12 protein-coding genes are annotated in these 16,302 nt (G+C 49.8%); 2 read left to right on the top strand and 10 right to left on the bottom strand.

Annotated elements, in window-relative coordinates; all coding sequences use genetic code 11:
* The first annotated feature begins 50 nt into the window (after positions 1 to 50).
* A complete protein-coding gene (locus ACYVEA_RS32070; protein ID WP_461117459.1) occupies positions 51 to 1,004 on the top strand; it encodes a hypothetical protein in 954 nt (317 codons plus the stop codon).
* 43 nt (positions 1,005 to 1,047) lie between these two features.
* On the opposite strand, the gene ACYVEA_RS32065 is transcribed toward ACYVEA_RS32070, so the two are convergent.
* On the bottom strand, positions 1,048 to 2,622 hold the full coding sequence (locus ACYVEA_RS32065; RefSeq protein WP_461117458.1) for an FG-GAP repeat domain-containing protein: 1,575 nt from the start codon (positions 2,620 to 2,622) through the stop codon (positions 1,048 to 1,050).
* Between the two features lie 356 nt (positions 2,623 to 2,978).
* Between ACYVEA_RS32065 and ACYVEA_RS32060 the strand changes: the two genes are divergently transcribed.
* Positions 2,979 to 4,793, top strand: a complete 1,815-nt coding sequence (locus tag ACYVEA_RS32060; RefSeq protein WP_461117457.1) for a tetratricopeptide repeat-containing sensor histidine kinase — start codon at positions 2,979 to 2,981, stop codon at positions 4,791 to 4,793.
* 487 nt (positions 4,794 to 5,280) lie between these two features.
* On the opposite strand, the gene ACYVEA_RS32055 is transcribed toward ACYVEA_RS32060, so the two are convergent.
* The 9 genes from ACYVEA_RS32055 to ACYVEA_RS32015 all read right to left on the bottom strand — a co-directional run bounded on the left by ACYVEA_RS32055 (position 5,281) and on the right by ACYVEA_RS32015 (position 16,195).
* Positions 5,281 to 5,676, bottom strand: coding sequence for a hypothetical protein (locus ACYVEA_RS32055; RefSeq protein ID WP_461117456.1), 396 nt, complete (start codon positions 5,674 to 5,676; stop codon positions 5,281 to 5,283).
* A gap of 704 nt (positions 5,677 to 6,380) precedes the next feature.
* Positions 6,381 to 7,583, bottom strand: coding sequence for an alpha/beta fold hydrolase (locus ACYVEA_RS32050; RefSeq protein WP_461117455.1), 1,203 nt, complete (start codon positions 7,581 to 7,583; stop codon positions 6,381 to 6,383).
* Between the two features lie 84 nt (positions 7,584 to 7,667).
* Positions 7,668 to 9,194, bottom strand: a complete 1,527-nt coding sequence (locus ACYVEA_RS32045; protein WP_461117454.1) for a RagB/SusD family nutrient uptake outer membrane protein — start codon at positions 9,192 to 9,194, stop codon at positions 7,668 to 7,670.
* 20 nt (positions 9,195 to 9,214) lie between these two features.
* Positions 9,215 to 12,670, bottom strand: coding sequence for a SusC/RagA family TonB-linked outer membrane protein (locus ACYVEA_RS32040; RefSeq protein WP_461117453.1), 3,456 nt, complete (start codon positions 12,668 to 12,670; stop codon positions 9,215 to 9,217).
* Between the two features lie 23 nt (positions 12,671 to 12,693).
* On the bottom strand, positions 12,694 to 13,713 hold the full coding sequence (locus tag ACYVEA_RS32035) for a FecR family protein (RefSeq protein WP_461117452.1): 1,020 nt from the start codon (positions 13,711 to 13,713) through the stop codon (positions 12,694 to 12,696).
* A 52-nt stretch (positions 13,714 to 13,765) separates the two neighbouring features.
* Positions 13,766 to 14,425 carry an RNA polymerase sigma-70 factor gene (locus tag ACYVEA_RS32030; RefSeq protein ID WP_461117451.1) on the bottom strand — a complete coding sequence of 220 codons (660 nt, stop codon included), beginning with the start codon at positions 14,423 to 14,425 and terminating at the stop codon, positions 13,766 to 13,768.
* 135 nt (positions 14,426 to 14,560) lie between these two features.
* On the bottom strand, positions 14,561 to 15,118 hold the full coding sequence (locus ACYVEA_RS32025) for a DinB family protein (RefSeq protein ID WP_461117450.1): 558 nt from the start codon (positions 15,116 to 15,118) through the stop codon (positions 14,561 to 14,563).
* The gene (locus ACYVEA_RS32020; protein ID WP_461117449.1) at positions 15,105 to 15,539 is read right to left on the bottom strand and encodes a DUF4345 domain-containing protein; all 435 of its coding nucleotides are present in this window, start codon (positions 15,537 to 15,539) and stop codon (positions 15,105 to 15,107) included. The genes ACYVEA_RS32025 and ACYVEA_RS32020 overlap by 14 nt, the downstream gene beginning before the upstream one ends.
* Positions 15,540 to 15,610: 71 nt before the next feature.
* Positions 15,611 to 16,195: a Crp/Fnr family transcriptional regulator gene (locus tag ACYVEA_RS32015; protein WP_461117448.1), complete on the bottom strand. Its 585-nt coding sequence runs from the start codon at positions 16,193 to 16,195 to the stop codon at positions 15,611 to 15,613.
* Between the last annotated feature and the right edge of the window lie 107 nt (positions 16,196 to 16,302).

The raw sequence follows: 16,302 nt of genomic DNA, 5'->3' as shown, positions 1-16,302 counted from the left end.
GTAAGACAGTGTAGAATGCTTTAATCCGATAGATAACCCGCAGTTGCCGTATGAGAAATACCCTCCTTATCCAGTTGTTTTTAGGCTTTTTATTAGTGCTTTGCCGGGCTGGGGCTGCCCAGCCTTCCACCGAAACGTATGCATCCCGCCAACTGCTGTTACGTGACGAGGGCCTCTCCAACCTGAACTACATAGACCTGGCTCATCCCGAACGAAACTACTACGTATCCGTTCCGGCGGGTCGGGATATGCAACTGATTGGCCAGGGTCGGGTGATGATTGGCACCGGCAAAGGCTACGAAGAACGGGATATTAAAACGGGTGCCAAAGTCGCTGAACTGACTACCTTCGACGGAACCATTGCCGCCCGACGGTTGCGCAATGGACATACAATGCTCGTGGGCTTGAACTGGCAGGAGAAAAAAGGCATCGTGCTGCTTGAACTGGATCAAAACCAGGCGGTGCAACGCGTCATAAATTATCCGGACTTTAGCTACGTTCGGCTCATTCGGGAAACGGTAGACGGTACCTTCCTGATTACGTCCAATGATCGGGTCTTTGAAGGCAAACTGGATGGCACTATCGTCTGGCAGGCACAGCTTGCCAAACAGGCCAAAGCGCAGCACGCCTGGCAAGCGCAGCGATTGGGTAATGGCCATACGCTGGTGAGTGGTGGTTACTCCGCCAATTTCCAGCGATTCGATCAGAAAGGCGTTTTAGTGGACAGCATCAGTGGGCCGCCAGCCGTACATCCTGACTTCTATGCTGGTTTTCAAATCCTGACGAATGGCAACTGGGTAGTGGCGAACTGGCAGGGCCACGGTCCCGGACACGGCGCCAGTGGTACGCAGATACTCGAATACAGTCCGGCTGGCAAGCTGGTCTGGTCGTGGAAACAAGACCCTAACCGGCAGTCGTCCATACAGGGTGTACTGGTATTGGATGGGCTGGATATCAATCGTCTGCATGTGGAAGACGCGCAGGGGCGGCTGGTGCCAAATTAACAAGTCTACGGTGCGATATCGTCGGCATCGTTACCCGAAAATCCTACCGGATTGTATTTTCTAACACAACGACAGAAGGCCCTGTCGACAGCCATTTTTTACCCAGGCCGGTGGTATCTCCCTGGGGTAGGAAATAGACAAACGAACCCAGAACGAGATCAATATCGCCATCGGCATCCATGTCGCCAGCATCCATTACGGCCCATCTTCCCTTCGAGGATTCGGAAAATGAATACTCGTCAAATTTTAAATTTCCCTTATTTTTCAAATAGATAAAGCTTTCCTCCGGATAGCGAAGATAGTCCGGGAAAAATGAAATAGCGGCTATATCCAGGTCGCCATCCAGATCATAATCTCGAACCAACGCTTTATACGCGCCATTTAATTGGTAGAAGTACGCTTGCTTAAAGTTGGATTTCCCATCGTTGAGAAAAATATAAATACCGTGGTACTTCTTCAAGACGGGTGTTTTGTCCGCATTGTCTCCACAAACATATACGATGTCATCAAACCCGTCTTTGTTAAAGTCGGCCAGCTCCATATGCTGGGACCCATTGAGTGGCAGGAAGGACAGCAATCGTTTTTCCTGAAACTTACCCGATCCCTGATTTTCATAAAGAAAAATTCCCTCATCGCCCTGCGCCATGAGCACATAAATATCCATCAGTCCATCGTTATTGGCATCCTTAATAATGGCTGTGCTTGCCCCGGGTTTATCGCGTAAAATCCGTTTATTATATCCCCCTCGTCCATTGTTGGCATACCAGGCTAACTGACCGGTTTGGTTGCCAAATTCACAAGCCACTACGTCCTCAAGCCCATCTTTAGTCAAATCGCCGTAGGCCATAAAGACGGGCCGCCGTAAATTGGGAATAACTGTACTCCCTGCTGTGTAGCCTAGCTCCGACCCATTTTTCCTGAATCGGAGCAGGGCACCATTGGGTGCATCCGTTGGGAAAACGCCTTTCCCAACAGTGGTCAGGTATAACTCATTGGCTTTTTTATGAAAATGAATCGGCGTTGATTCCAGCCGCATACTATATTTTTCCTGGAAATCGGGCGTCAGCCATGTTAAAATGTTGCGTCTACTTTTTCCATCACTAAATAGGATACCTTGATTATCAGGCAGAATTTTGACTAGGGTGGTCAACGAGGGGCGATGCGAAAAAGACGGCTCTTTATAGGTGAAATGCGGTAGCCCTATCCGAATCTTAGTTTTGCGAAGGGGTGGTATAAGGGTGTCTGGCGCATTCTCAAGATAATAGTTCTCTATTTTGCGCCAATCCGCCAACGCCAGCATTGGCCTTTCCGGAAAGATATTGGCATCGCGCACCATGGAGCCGCTCAGGCCAGCGTCAAACAAACTGTCGGGTCTATTACCATTACTGTATATACCCATCCGATGCCCCATGGCCGGCAGCACATCTCTCCAATACGTTTTTGTTAATAAGTCGGGAGGTACAAACGCATGACACCGGCTACAGTGTGCAATCGACAGTTGTTGGCCGGATAGGGCCGAAACAGGTATATCATCAAATTGAGTTTTATCAGGCTGCCTTTTAGCCGTACAGGAAATAAGAAGATAAAGTAAAATGCAAAGTGGGATTAGTTGTCTCATATAGTGTCATTCGTTCTTCAAACGCCTGTCTCCATACGTTATGTTTAACACAACGTATCTGGTGAACCGATACAGTCTGTAAATTGGTAGCCTCGTTTGGTTTGGGATACGTAGCCGTGCGATAAGTTTACTGCTTGCCCCGTTTCACGCAGCTGATAAACCAGAAGTAGCTGGCAGTTACATTATTTTCACTAAGTTAGATGTTCTTTTTGTCGTCTGGCAAGAAAAGATTAGCTGACCAAATAGTACAGGGGTTCGACAACGGCAGCTCGCCCACAAAGCAATCTGTATGTCTTTGGTACTGTAGTAGCTTTTTAACTGGTAGTGGACATATGCTTCTACGTACGCTTTTTTTTATGCTCCTGATCACGGCTGGACTCCTGTATAAGACGGCTGCCCAGGTAAAGTTAACGGACAGTTTGCGGCACGAGTTGACAGGGGTAATGCAAGATACAGGCCGGGTGCTCCTGCTGTCGGAACTATGCCTGCAATATCGGTTATCGAACCCTGATTCGGCTATGGGCTTTGGACAGCAGGCGCTACAACTGGCCAGACAGATCGATTATATCAAAGGAGAGATCGATGCGCTGGGCAATATTGGGTTTGTCATGCGTGAGATCGGCAATTTGCCCAATGCCCTTAAACTGGAATTCAAAGCTTACCAACTGGCCCAGGCCAACGGTGATTTCTACGAAATGGGTCGTATCCGAAATATTATTGGCAACATCTACCTTGACCTGAAAGACTTTGATACCGCTCTCACGTATTACCAGCAGGCCAGGCAGCACCACACGCTGATTCATAACAAGATTGGGGTAGCCATCACTGAGTCAAACATTGGCAGTGCCTATGAGCAGATGAATCAGCTGGATTCTGCCTGGACGTATGAATACAGGGCGTATCAGAACGTATTGCGCTTAAACCTGATCAACAACCTGCCGTATGTATTGCGGATTCTGGGCAATATTCAGACCAAATGGGGTGACCTTGGGCTGGCCATGACGTATTACCAGAAGAGCAAACAGGTTGCCGTCAAAGAAAACAACTTACGCAATGTAGCCTTTGCCAATATGGCTATTGCCCGGTTATACTCCAGAAAGAACCAACTGGATTCGTGTCTATACTATGCCAAAATCAGCCTGGAGGAAAGCCAGCAAGGGTCGTATAAACGGGGTATCCTGATGGCCAGTACCCTACTGGCAGAAACCTATCAGCATGTTAACGACCGGGAAGCGCTTCGGTATTATAAATTGGCGGCCGAAACGAAAGATTACCTGTACGGCGAGGCAAATTTTCAGGCGCTCCGAAGCATAGCCTTTGATGAACAGGAACGCCAGCGTGATCTGGAGTCGGCTCAGTTGAAGTATCAGCATCAGGTCAGACAGTATACCCTGCTGATCAGTCTGGCCATCCTGCTGGTGATTGCCCTTATTCTTTGGCGCAACAATTTACAAAAACAGAAAGCCAATGCCCTGCTGTTCCAGCAAAAGGTGAAAATTAGCCAGCAGTCTGATCAACTGGCCTTACTCATGCAGGAGTTGCATCACCGGGTGAAAAACAACTTTGCCATTGTGGCTAGTCTTCTCAATCTACAGTCGCATGGGCTCAAGGACGAGAAGGCTATTCAGGCTATGCGGGCCGGGCAGCAACGTATTGAAGCGATGTCCTTAATTCATCAGCGACTCTATATGACGGATCAGCTCACGTCCGTCAACATGGAAGAGTATCTGACGGACCTGGCCACAGGGCTGACACAGGCTTATGGCTATCATTCAGGTAATTTCGAGCTGGTACTGACCATTGAGCAGAAACAACTCGACGTCGATGCCGCTATGCCGTTGGGTCTGATTGGAAACGAACTGATCACCAACTCGCTCAAACACGCTTACGGTAACGTATCGCGGCCCTGGCTAGGCATCAGTTTGTTTTGGGATAAAAATGACCTGGTGCTGGAAGTATATGACAACGGGTCTGATCTGGATTTGATCAATTGGGAAAAAAAAGGGAATCGTATCTCGTTTGGCAAGCAACTGATTGGTTCCCTGAGTAATCAGTTGGGAGCTCGAGTTGAGGTGCGCCAGCAGGGAGGAGCCCGCTTTCGGATTTATGTGCCCAGTACATCGTTGAAAAATGCACACATACATTTCCCTGATCAGGCCATTCTGGTATAAGCTGACTTGACCTTATAATTTTGGTCTGGCGTCGTGCTACGGTTCAAAACCGTAGCACGACGCCAGACCAAAATTATAAACCGTTTAAGCAAAAGCATAAGGCTGGACCGGCTCCATTTGACTGCAAGGCTTTTTGAGCAAAGCTACCGACTGGCTACGTCTGCCAACAATCAGAGTATGTTGACTCTAGTAGACGTACAGCCGGACACGATGACTCCAGTCCATATCCTATTTTGTTAAACCCATCACCAAGCCCGTTCACTTCGGCAATACGTGAATCATGTTGCCCGCGATCTCCACCTCGGCTTGATCCCTGTAATTGACAGCCGACAATAGTCACTATGGCAAAAAAGCAGGCTGCCAGCAATGATGCATACAAGGCCAAAATTGGTATATGTAGTTCTGTGAGAGCAGTAATGCCCTTTGCTTAGCGAGTCAATAGTAGCCAGAAAAATAGCTATTGGCTAAGCGCGCTACCTGACGATGATTATGACTTTTTGCTTCCCTGACGAGTTGTGTTTTTGGGCTTGCGGCTGCTGGGGGTGGTTGTTCCTGTAGAATTTGATAGAGCAGGGAGGGGAGCCGGAGTGCCACTCTGGCCACTGGCTCCATCATTGGTGGCGCTCCCATTAGAGCCATCAACGGTTGCGCTACTCGTTGTAGCCGTACGCTTCGTACGGCCTGCGGATGAACCCCGACCCGTTCGATCGTTACCGACGGTACCTGGATCAGGCGTAGTCGAAGATCCGATCGTTGAGGCATTCGTGGTATTACTGGCTGATGACCCAGGTTGGGCATTGGTAGCTTTTCCCGTGGTTTGTGCCTGCGTATGGAAGCTGGCCAGGATTATCAGCATCGCTCCAAGCAGATTTACGTTTTTCATGAGTTTACGTTGAGTCTATCATTTACTCAGCTAAACTACGATTTAAAGCGGTTTGATTAAAAAAGTATAGAAAAGGATATACTAGTCAGGCGGCTGGCTAAAGCGTATGCTGTACCTGGTATACCTAACAGCTGAATCAAGCTAATCGATAATCCAGGTGAGGTCGTGGGCTACTGGATTAGGCCTGTTATCTTCTGATAACTCCTATGGTCTATCCCGCCCAGTGGTCTCTTTCTTTTTCCTGAGGGAAGGATTTACAGATAATCGGTAGTAGCTGGAGCCGCCTTATTCAACTGATAAAAAGTAAATAGAAGGGAGTTATAGCAACTCCCAAATCCACAGACCAGCTAACAGGAGGAGTAAGGTGGCAAGTATAAACACGAGTGTCCAGAGACCTGAGTGGGGAAGGTATGATTTCGTATCCATACCCAATAGACTGCCTAAAACTTGAAAAGTCACAAAAGTCGCTATCGATGTTCCCAATAAAAACGATCAATAAATACACTTATCAGCGGTTAGTTACTTTCTAATAGGTATAAATAGGCTTTAAGGGCTGGATATGGACTTAGGAGACATAAAAATATGTTACTGATATTATATAATGTTACTTAAATTTTGCATTTTTCTTATTCCCGTGTGGGGCATTACGCCCGAGGAATACGTATGTAGTATGAGTTAGTGCGTGTTTCCAGCTAGCCAGTTTCTCACTTTTTTACATGAATGTTGGCAAACTTTATAAAATTGCTCCAATCGAATGCTGTCATGTTATGTTCTCCTTCCCGGTTATGGTAGCCCATCTGAGAAGTAATAACAGGTTGGTTTATAGCCGGTGGATTGGCGGGAAGATTTGATTTGATTCCATATAATGCATACACCTTCTCTGCCTGTTTCAATGATAAGAATGTTCCCGTTGGGTCGGCCCAAAGATCTTTGGACGCATTGGTTGCATACAATGGTCTTGGTGCGATAGTGGCAATCAGCATATGCTGATCCAGGGGTAAGGCACCTTCGTTATTATTAAACTTTTTGTAGTTTGTCGCAAACCAGTGAGGGAAAACGGTATTGATTCGGCCAATCGTTTCGCCAAACCGTCTGTGCGATAGGGCAGCCCCCGTATTCCCCGAACAGTTAGTAGCACACATGGCGAATCGCTGATCCTCGGCAGCCGCCCATAACGACGCTTTTCCTCCCCGGGAATGCCCCACAACGATTACCTTTTTGGGGTCAATAGCGGCATCTTTTTCAAAGTAATCCAGTACGCGGCTAGCGCCCCAGGCCCAGGCACCAATAGCCTTCATGCCGTCATTGGCCGTCAATTGCTCGGGATACAACTGGAGCACTCCATTGGCGTAGTTAGCCGTATCATCGGGAGCCAGATCGCTCACGTGAAAAGCCGCAATGGCATATCCGCTATCAACCACCATTTCAGCAGGCCAGAAGTCGCTTTTTTTCGCTCGGGTGGGGTCCGCATTATCTTTGCCCCGGTTGTTGATCAGCAGGAAAACAGGAGCCGGGCCTTTCTGCTTCTTCGGCACAAATAGAACCAGATTGATTTTGACCGGCTTATTGTTGTTGACAACCTCAATCTGGACTTCTTTCAGGGTGGCTTTACCCCCCATGGCGCTGGCATTTTCATTTTTTATCGAGTACGAAAGCCGGTCATAGGTTTTGGGCATTTGTCCATACACATTTTCTTCAAACAGCTTAATGATTTCCGGTCGTCGCACCTTTTCCCAGGTCGCCTTACTTTTAACCGCTACGTTCGTGGTTGTCTTCAAGACGTCGGGCAACGTATAAGGCGGCACTTTTGATTCGTCGTAATTGGCCTCAGCCGCGTTTTGGGCCTGTACGTTAGGTAGTACGACTAGAATGAAGAAGACGAAGGGAAAACATTTTAAATACTGCATGACAATGAAGTAAAGGTTAAACTATTGATCAATGACAAACCACTCCAGCGGTTTGTCATTGATTAACGCTCAGTAGCCACAGGCTTACTGAAAAGCGGGATAGCCGGGATTTTGCGTCAGTGATTTATTGACATCCCAGGCAGATTGCGGAATGGGCAACAAAATCACTTTCTGCTGAACCCAGGGCTTGGTAGCCACCTGTATCTTGTCATAATCAACTCGGTTTGCTTTGATAAAATCTAAAAACCGTCCTCTTCGATTGAGATCAGAAAAAGCGCCGGGCGACTCCCAGATAAACTCCATGCGTCGTTCGTAAAACACAGCGTCAAGTACGTTATCTTTTGGCAGATTTAGTGGTTTAGGGTCTAATTTTGCCCGGGCTCTGATCAGATTAACCTGCGTCATGGCATCCGCTGAACGGCCAACCTCGTTGAGCGCTTCGGCATAGTTCAATAAAACCTCCGCATAGCGTATGATCGGTGCGTTAATCCCGGAGGATACCAAAGCGGCTTCCTGCCAGTATTTGGTAACAATATAGCCTGTTTTCGTGTACGGATTCGGGAAGGTGAGCGGCATCACAAACCCCGGCATTTCAGGATGCGACTCACCAGGCCCAATGATTACCCCATAATACCGCTGGTCTTTAATTTTGCCGGTCGCATCCCGTTCAAGCGCATTGATCCAGCTCGTTTGCGGCACAAAATTACTATTGGCGCCCCGGCCAATGTAGGCGGCTGGCGCTCCCCGGGGTGCCGACCGGACATCGAGGCCACCGCCTTCGCTGCCGTCGTTAACGGACGAATACTGGGTTGAAAAGACAATCTCTTTGTTGTTTTCATTACTCTTCAGAAACACGCTCCTGAAATTGGGGAGAAGACCATAAATGCCCAGGTTAATGATGGCTTCGCTGGTGGTGACGGCCTCCTGATATTTCTGTTGCCATAGCTGGGCCTTTACCAGAAAACTGAGAGCCGCTCCCTTGGTTGCCCGCCCGAGGTCGCTGCCCGACCAGGTTGCTGGCAAAACCGCAGCCGCTTCGCTTAAATCAGTCTCGACCTGCTTCCAGACGTCGGCGGCCGAAGCGCGCGGAATATTCAGTTTAGATGATGCGTTCAATTCAGATGTGATTAACGAAACACCCCCAAAATAATTGACTAGCCGGTAGTAGAATATGCCCCGCAGGAATTTTGCCTGGGCCAAAATCGACTCCTTTACCTGCGGGCTGAGGTTATCCATTTTGCTGACCCGCTCAATAACAAAATTGGCCCGGCTGACCCCCTGAAACAGCCCTGAATACAGCTGGCCAATATAGAGATTATTCGCCGGTAAACTCAGCATCTCCAGCTCGACGCGGGGTGTGTTCTGGTCCTGCTCATACAAATCTCCGCTCATTGTCCAGTCCAGATTGGCGGCATCAATGAGATTGCCAAAGGTTGCCTCCGGTTGTAACTGACCATACGCCCCAATCAGCGCCGACTGCGCATCCGCTTCGGTTTTGAAGAAATTAGCGTCCGTAAGCACATCCGTCGGGATGACACTCAGGAATTTATCGCCACAGGCTGTCGTTAGAATCACTAAAATGATAACGATAAGGCTTGGTATTATTTTCATGTCGTCGTTTAGTGAATGAGTTAAAAAACAATATTGACTCCGCCCGTCAATGTTCTGGGCAGCGGATAGATGCCCGTATCAATGCCGGCATTCATGGGATTCGCACTGCCCACTTCCGGATCGAATCCGGTATACTTGGTGAAGGTGAACAGGTTTTGGGCGGTAACGTAGAGTCGTAAGCTCTTAAAGGCGTTATGCGTTACGGTACGAATAAAGGCTTGTGGCAGGTTATAGCCCAGCACGACGTTACGCACCCGCAGGTAATCGCCATTCTCCACGTAGAAAGAAGAGGCATTGGAATAATTTCCGTTGGCATCGGTGTATTTTAACCCTGGCTGGTCGTTAATTCCGCTACCCGGCGTCCAATGATTCAGAATGTCTTTCACGCCGTTAATGATCCCGTTCCCGTTATAATATTTCATCTGATAGTTCGTGATCTTGTTGGCGTGAAACAGTTGGGAGCCGGCGATCCCTTGAAGCAACAGGTTGAAGTCGAAACCTTTATACGATAAATCCATGTTCAGGCCGTACGTTAAATCGGGCCAGGGCTTGCCTAATTTAACTTTGTCGGCATCGGTTAAGGCACCGTCGCCGTTCACATCCCGATACTTGAAATCGCCGGCTACGGCGTTGGGCTGGAACGTCTTATTGATCTCCTGACTGGTCTGGTAAATGCCATCCACAACGTAGCCCCGGTAGTAGCCAATGGGTTCGCCGACTCGGGTATAGGTCATCGTCATGCTCGAACCGGCCAGTGCAGTGCCAGAGATGGGTTGGCCAACCCCCAGACTGATCACCTCATTTTTTAAGGTGGTGGCGTTTGCACTAACGTTAAATCGGAAGTCGCCCACTTTACTTCGATAGCCGACTAACAGCTCCATGCCGGTGTTGCGTACCTGGCCACCATTGACGCTCGGCGCATTCTGAAAACCGGCCTCCAGGGAAACCGGCAGGCTGATTAACATGCCGATGTTGTCTTTTTTGTAATAGTCGGCGGTCAGATACAGCTTATCCCCAAAAAAGGAAGCGTCGACGCCAATATCCAATTGCTGCGTGGTCTCCCACTTCAGATCGGCATTCCCCGGCCGCACCAGCGTTGAGCCGACCACAATGGCTTGATCCCCGGTTCCCAGCGCATAATTATCGGCCGAATTTCCGTTTCGAATGGTGCTCAGGTACCCGAACGCCGGAATCGCGTCATTACCAACCCGACCCCAGCTCGCGCGGATTTTCAAATCGTTGAGTACCGTATTTAAAGGGGCCATAAATGACTCCTGTGAGATCCGCCATCCACCCGATATAGCCGGGAAATAGCCCCATTTGTTATTAGGACCAAAGTTGGACGACCCATCCCGGCGCAGGCTGGCCGAGACCAGGTATTTATCCTTGAAGGTATAATCGATACGACCGAAATAGGAAGCTAGTGTGGCGTTACTACTGGTGCCGCTCGTGGTCCGTAAACTTACATCGCTGGCGTTGATCACCTGCAACTCTTCACTCAGGAACCCATTTCCCGTCGAGGCAATTAAGTTCAGCCGGTTCTTCTGCGCGCTTTGGCCTAACACGGCTGAAAACGAATGGTCGCCGATTTGTTTGGCGTAAGAAAGCGTATTTTCAATCAACCAGTTAAAGCGGTTGTCGAACCCCTCCGAGAGGGTGGCGCGTGGGTGCACATAAAACCCGCGTTGCACTTTGCCTTCCCAGGACCGCGATCGGTTAAAGTTGGCGTCGATCCCCACACTGGTTCTAAACTTCAAGCCCGTCGTAATGGCGTATTCCCCGAACGTACTGCCGTATATTCTGGAATTAAATAATTTATTGTCAATTGATCTGGCTTTTAGTAAAGGGTTATCTCCGTTACTGGTGTAGTAAACGCCATCTCCAAAAAACGGAGCATCCTGGGCTAAGGTCGGAAAGAACTGTTGGGCCAGGTTAAAAATCCCACCCTGCAAGGGATCGGTGTTCTGCCCTTTCGTTTCGGTGCTGGCAAACGCCAGCGAGCCACCGAAACTCAATTTCTCTCCCGCCTTCAAATCGGCCGTGGCTCTGGCCGTATACCGCTTGTAATACGTCTCGATCATGGTGCCTACCTGATCATTGTAGCCCAGCGACAAGCGGGCTTTCAGATTTTTTGTGCCGCCCGAAATACTGATATCATAATTCTGTACGGGCGCATTTCGAAAAATCAGCCCGATCATATCCGTTCCTTCGCCAAACGAATTTGGATTCGCCCACTCCGGATTTGGTTTTATGCCCGAGTTAGCCGCCAGTTCGTTGGCCATGGTGGCAAACTCCTGCGCATTCAGAAACGCGGGCTTGCGCCACAGTTGGGCGACGCCAGCAGAGGCATTGACCGCTACCTGGGCCGCACCTTCCTTGCCTCGTTTGGTGGTAACCAGAATAACCCCGTTCGCTCCCCGTGAGCCATAAATAGCGGCAGAAGCTGCATCTTTCAGCACCTCGATGGATTCGATATCATTGGGATTGAGAATCGACATGGCGTCAATGCCATTGGAACTACCTGGAACGGGCGTACTTTCTCCGGTCATTGGAACCCCATCTACTACGTATAAGGGCTGATTCGCGCCCGTTGTACCGACGCCCCTGATTCGCACGGAACTGGCGCTGCCGGGGGCTCCACTGGTTTGGGTCACATAAACGCCGGGCACCTTGCCTTCAATGGCAGACGTAAAGTTGCTGGTCGCGACTTTCTGAAGGTCGGTGGAACCGACGGATGAAATAGCACCGGTTAGGTCCCGTTTCCGTTTTGTTCCATAACCGACCACAACGACTTCATTAAGCACCTGATTGGAGGGAGTCAGTGATACGTTCAGCTCGGTCTGGGCGCCCGTCAGGATTTCGCGCGTTTCGAATCCAATGAAACTGAACACCAGCACCGCGTTGCCGTCGGGTACCTGAAGCCGGTAGCGACCCTCGGCATCGGTGGTGGTGCCCTGCTGGGTTCCTTTTAGCGTGATACTGACCCCTGGCAACGCCTGCCCATTGGTGCCGTCCTGGACAACCCCCTGAATCCCATTTTCTTTCGGCAAACCGATGGGAACGGGTAGTTGCCCGGTACGTACTTCCGCCAGTTTGGCCGGGAGGGCTGCTACCGGGGCTGGTGGGTGTGTAGTACCGGCCAGCACGAGGTAACCACCTGTTTTCATGCGTTTGAACGACAGCCCAAAAGGGCTCAGCAAATCAGTCAATGCGGTCTCAACGGATCCGTCAAACCGCAGCCGGCTTTCGGGGATGCTGAAGGGATCGAGTGTGCGGCCTTCGTAAAGGATATTGACTTTATACTGGTTCTTTACCGCGGTCAGGGCTTCGCGCAGGGATCGGTAAGCTACATGCCTGACCTGGCCAGCCGTCTGGGTGAATTGACTCGCGCGTGCCAGGGTTTGGGCCTGACAGACAGCACCCACGCACCCGGCCAATAGACAACTAAACAGGAATAGACGTACTCGTTTCTTCATGAGATTAGGGTGTCAAGGAACAGTTATTTATTCAGTTGAGAGAAGATGATTCGATCCCGCTGGCGGGTTATTCGGATGGATAGAAGTTCTTCCAATGCACTCAGAAGTTCGTCCACATGCGTTACGTTGTAGGTGCCCGAAACCTGCCGTTCGGCCAGCGACGGCTCTTTGATGATGACCTTAAGCCCGAAATCGTCCTGAATCATCTGACCGATTTCGGTTAAGGGCGTATCATGGAAAACATACTGCCGATTCTTCCAGGCGCTGAAGTCGTTGGGGCGGGATGAATTGGTTAGCTCCAGCGCCTGTTTGCGGTTATTGAGCGTTACCTTTTGTCCAGGGCGCATGGTTAACGTTTTTTCGGACTGCTGGCCCGGCTGATAATGCAGCTTCACTTTTCCGCGTATGAGCACGACCCGGGTCGCCCGCTGGCGGGCCAGCACGACAAACTCAGTGCCCAGCACTTCGATATCGAGCTGCCGGTTGGTATGCACAACAAACCGGCGATGATCTGTCAGGTGTCTTACAGTGAACTCAGCCTCACCCGTTAAAAAAACATCCCGTTGCGAGTTGTCACTCAGCCATCCGAATCGGGACAGCCGAAGTGCCGAGTTGGCATTCAGAACAACCCGGCTGCCATCGGGCAAAACGAGCTTTTGAAGCTGCCCGCTGTGGGTCGTATAGGTTTTATACAAAATGGACGTGCGAAACAGCCAACCGCCCAGCAGTAGCATGGACACGCAGGCAGCGGCCAGCCAGCTTGCCCGAAAGCGGGAGAAGAGTGGTTTAACCGATACGTCCTCGTCGGGAATGAGGGTTGTTGCTGTCGGCTGCGAGCCTGTCAACCGACGCCGGAAGCGATCCAGGCCAGTCGTTACATCGGCTACGTATTGCGGATGGGTGGATTCCCACTCAATCAGGGTTTCGTAATAAGTGGATCGGTTACGGGCATCTTGTAACCAATCTTCGATGAGCTTACGTTGCAGCGCCGTTACCCTACCGGCGTGATAATCAAGCAAAAGCGCTTTCGTGACTTGATTCATCTCAAAGTGGATTTACGTCTTTTTTGCATGGTGAGATACTTGTATGATAAGGTCAGAAACGTACCAGGCTGGCAAGTACTACCCATATCCACATGGGCCGAAGTGCCTGACGAAGCAGCGACAGGGCCTTGCTCATGTGCGATTCTACGGTTTTTACACTGATGGCGAGTTCACCAGCGATCTCCTGGTACTTGCGTCCCTCAAATCGGCTCAGCAGAAATACCCGTTTGGTTTGCGAGGGCAGTTGATCAATAGCGAGTTCAATGCTCCGGTACAGCTCATCGTACTGGACAATCTCCGAAGGTGACGGGTCACGGTCAACAATAGTTGCCCAGTCGAGGTCCGTTCCGCGTCGGGATTTGCTGAGTTCCCAGCGGATGTAATCGTAAGCCCGGTAGCGGACAGCCTGCATGAGATAAGCTTTGTATGAGCTTTTGACGTTCTTATACAGTTCTTCCTTATAAAACAGGTAAAAGACTTCCGAGACAATATCTTCAGCAACTTCTTTTGAATAGACAAACCGGCTGGCGTGGCTGCATAAAGCCACGTAGTATTTGCGAAACAGAACTTCACAAGCTTCCTGTGGATTGGTCGCCCATACCTGTTGAAGTTGCCAGTCCGGATCATTCTCCATACGTGTAGAAACAGTAGGTCTGAGTGGATGGATAAGGCTGGCAGGCTCATCCAAGGGCTGAAACAGAGGCTGGTGCATCGGCAAATAGCTGATTCAGGGTTACAGGTATACGCCTAAGTCGAGTTTGCGGAGAAATACCCTTAGTGAGTATGTACTTTTTTTATGTAAAGTTGCGAGCTACGGGCCAGTATGGTAACCCAGACTGCGTATTACTCATACCGATGCCAGGTTTCGGTTTGCCTGTAGCATATGCCGTTCGGTATGAACGACCATAAAGTGCAGAATATCACCTACTGGCAAGTGAAGCCAGGGGGCAATCGACAACGGTATCTGAACACCGTTGATATTCACTTTCTCCGCCTGTCTCAGCACCTCCAGCAGTTGTTCCTGCTGGTCAATAAATTCAGCGACTACCTGGTGAGCAGGCCAAGCCTCGGTGGGCTGATGCCGTTTGATGGCCCTGAACTTCTGTTTGCCCGTTTTGGGGTCCATCAACCGGGTTAAAAAGTTACCCAGCCAGGAACTATCAACTGAATCGGTAACCGGCTTATCCAGTTGCGTAATCAACCCTTGTTTTAGGCGGGGTAAATAGTAGTGTCCGTAGCTGTTTAAATGGTCTAAACATTGAGCGATACTCCACCCACCGCTTTGGGACGGTTGGCTGAGGGTGGTTTCGTCCATATTCTGAAAACGCTCCACAGCCTGCTGAATATGCCCTTCCACCTGTTGTTCAAGGGCAGCTAGCCAGGCTGCTTTGTTAATGGACTTCATGGGGACGATTGACCGACGAAGCCGTCGCTTTTCGGGTTACACTCAGGAGCGCTAGGGCAATGAAAAAGAAAAGGGTCTCAATGACCAGCCATTGTTGACCAAACGCGCCCAGAGGCCCTTCAACAACTACCGTAATGGTCCGCGAAAGCGCATAAAAACCCCATAGTAAACTTAGAAAAATCAGCCCTTTCTGTATCTCTCGGACCATCAGGTAGAGTAGGCTGATAAATAAAGTAAGGCCCACGCCCCCGTAAACACCCCGAATTGAGCTGAACGCGTCGGTATTGGTGAGCTTCACCTGCACCAGATTCATTACCGATTGTGGATTGGAAAAGGCCATAAGGCTAACGGACAGCAGCGCTAGAGCGGATAGGAGAATGAAGCCCTGGGCGGCCCGTTTAAAGATGATGTGTGTTTGCATGTTTCTGATCATTAGTTACAGCACAAAAGTGGGCCTCATCTTCTGATCAATTATTGGTATTTACCAAGATTTCAGGGCTTGATGGTGTTCATGAGCTTACTAAAATTAGTCGGGTCAACGCCAATGTAATTGGCTAAATATTTATGGGGGACTAGCTGCAGGATGTGCGGACTGCGCCGGAGCAGTTGGGTAAACTTATCGGTGGAGGAATAGCATTGTAGTTCCACTACCCGTTCCAGCACGCCCGACAAGGCCCCGGTAATGCCCAGCCGAACCACGGTTTCTACCGTAGGGTTACGTCTCATAACCGCTTCCAGGTCCCGGAAGGAAGCCCGTAGAAAACGGGAAGGCGTTAACGTTTCGTAATAATACCGGGAAGGCTGCTGTAGCATGAACGAATCGAGGACACCCCCAAAAGAAGGCCCGTAGGAAAAGACCAGGGTCGCTTCCCGATTTTGCTCATCGAAATAATAAACGTGTTGTACGCCCTCCAGAACAAAGTACAGATAGCTTTCCTGTTCGCCTGCTGCCGTCAGGATTTCCTTTCGCTTTGCCGAAAACGGTCGCCAAATGCTGGAGAATTCGGCCCACCCCGGCTCCGGAAGTGAATGGATTGCCTCAACAAGCTGCCTTAAGCCAAGCAACGAATCATTCATAAGTACTACCACTATAAAAGGTCTTGCAAAGTTACTTCACAAGCTGGTCAATCATATGGATGGGTTAGTTGCCCGTGTTGATGAGTTCATGCGTGAAAATAACGGAC

Source organism: Spirosoma jeollabukense (genome assembly GCF_054777855.1).
Note: the sequence above shows the minus strand (reverse complement) of the source record. Positions and strands in the feature narration are given on the sequence as shown.

What these genes read in the sequence shown, in the direction of transcription:
- ACYVEA_RS32070 (WP_461117459.1), top strand. Translation starts at nt 51, where the DNA reads ATGAGAAATACCCTCCTTATCCAGTTGTTTTTAGGCTTTTTATTAGTG.
- ACYVEA_RS32065 (WP_461117458.1), bottom strand. Translation starts at nt 2,622, where the DNA reads ATGAGACAACTAATCCCACTTTGCATTTTACTTTATCTTCTTATTTCC.
- ACYVEA_RS32060 (WP_461117457.1), top strand. Translation starts at nt 2,979, where the DNA reads ATGCTCCTGATCACGGCTGGACTCCTGTATAAGACGGCTGCCCAGGTA.
- ACYVEA_RS32055 (WP_461117456.1), bottom strand. Translation starts at nt 5,676, where the DNA reads ATGAAAAACGTAAATCTGCTTGGAGCGATGCTGATAATCCTGGCCAGC.
- ACYVEA_RS32050 (WP_461117455.1), bottom strand. Translation starts at nt 7,583, where the DNA reads ATGCAGTATTTAAAATGTTTTCCCTTCGTCTTCTTCATTCTAGTCGTA.
- ACYVEA_RS32045 (WP_461117454.1), bottom strand. Translation starts at nt 9,194, where the DNA reads ATGAAAATAATACCAAGCCTTATCGTTATCATTTTAGTGATTCTAACG.
- ACYVEA_RS32040 (WP_461117453.1), bottom strand. Translation starts at nt 12,670, where the DNA reads ATGAAGAAACGAGTACGTCTATTCCTGTTTAGTTGTCTATTGGCCGGG.
- ACYVEA_RS32035 (WP_461117452.1), bottom strand. Translation starts at nt 13,713, where the DNA reads ATGAATCAAGTCACGAAAGCGCTTTTGCTTGATTATCACGCCGGTAGG.
- ACYVEA_RS32030 (WP_461117451.1), bottom strand. Translation starts at nt 14,425, where the DNA reads ATGCACCAGCCTCTGTTTCAGCCCTTGGATGAGCCTGCCAGCCTTATC.
- ACYVEA_RS32025 (WP_461117450.1), bottom strand. Translation starts at nt 15,118, where the DNA reads ATGAAGTCCATTAACAAAGCAGCCTGGCTAGCTGCCCTTGAACAACAG.
- ACYVEA_RS32020 (WP_461117449.1), bottom strand. Translation starts at nt 15,539, where the DNA reads ATGCAAACACACATCATCTTTAAACGGGCCGCCCAGGGCTTCATTCTC.
- ACYVEA_RS32015 (WP_461117448.1), bottom strand. Translation starts at nt 16,195, where the DNA reads ATGAATGATTCGTTGCTTGGCTTAAGGCAGCTTGTTGAGGCAATCCAT.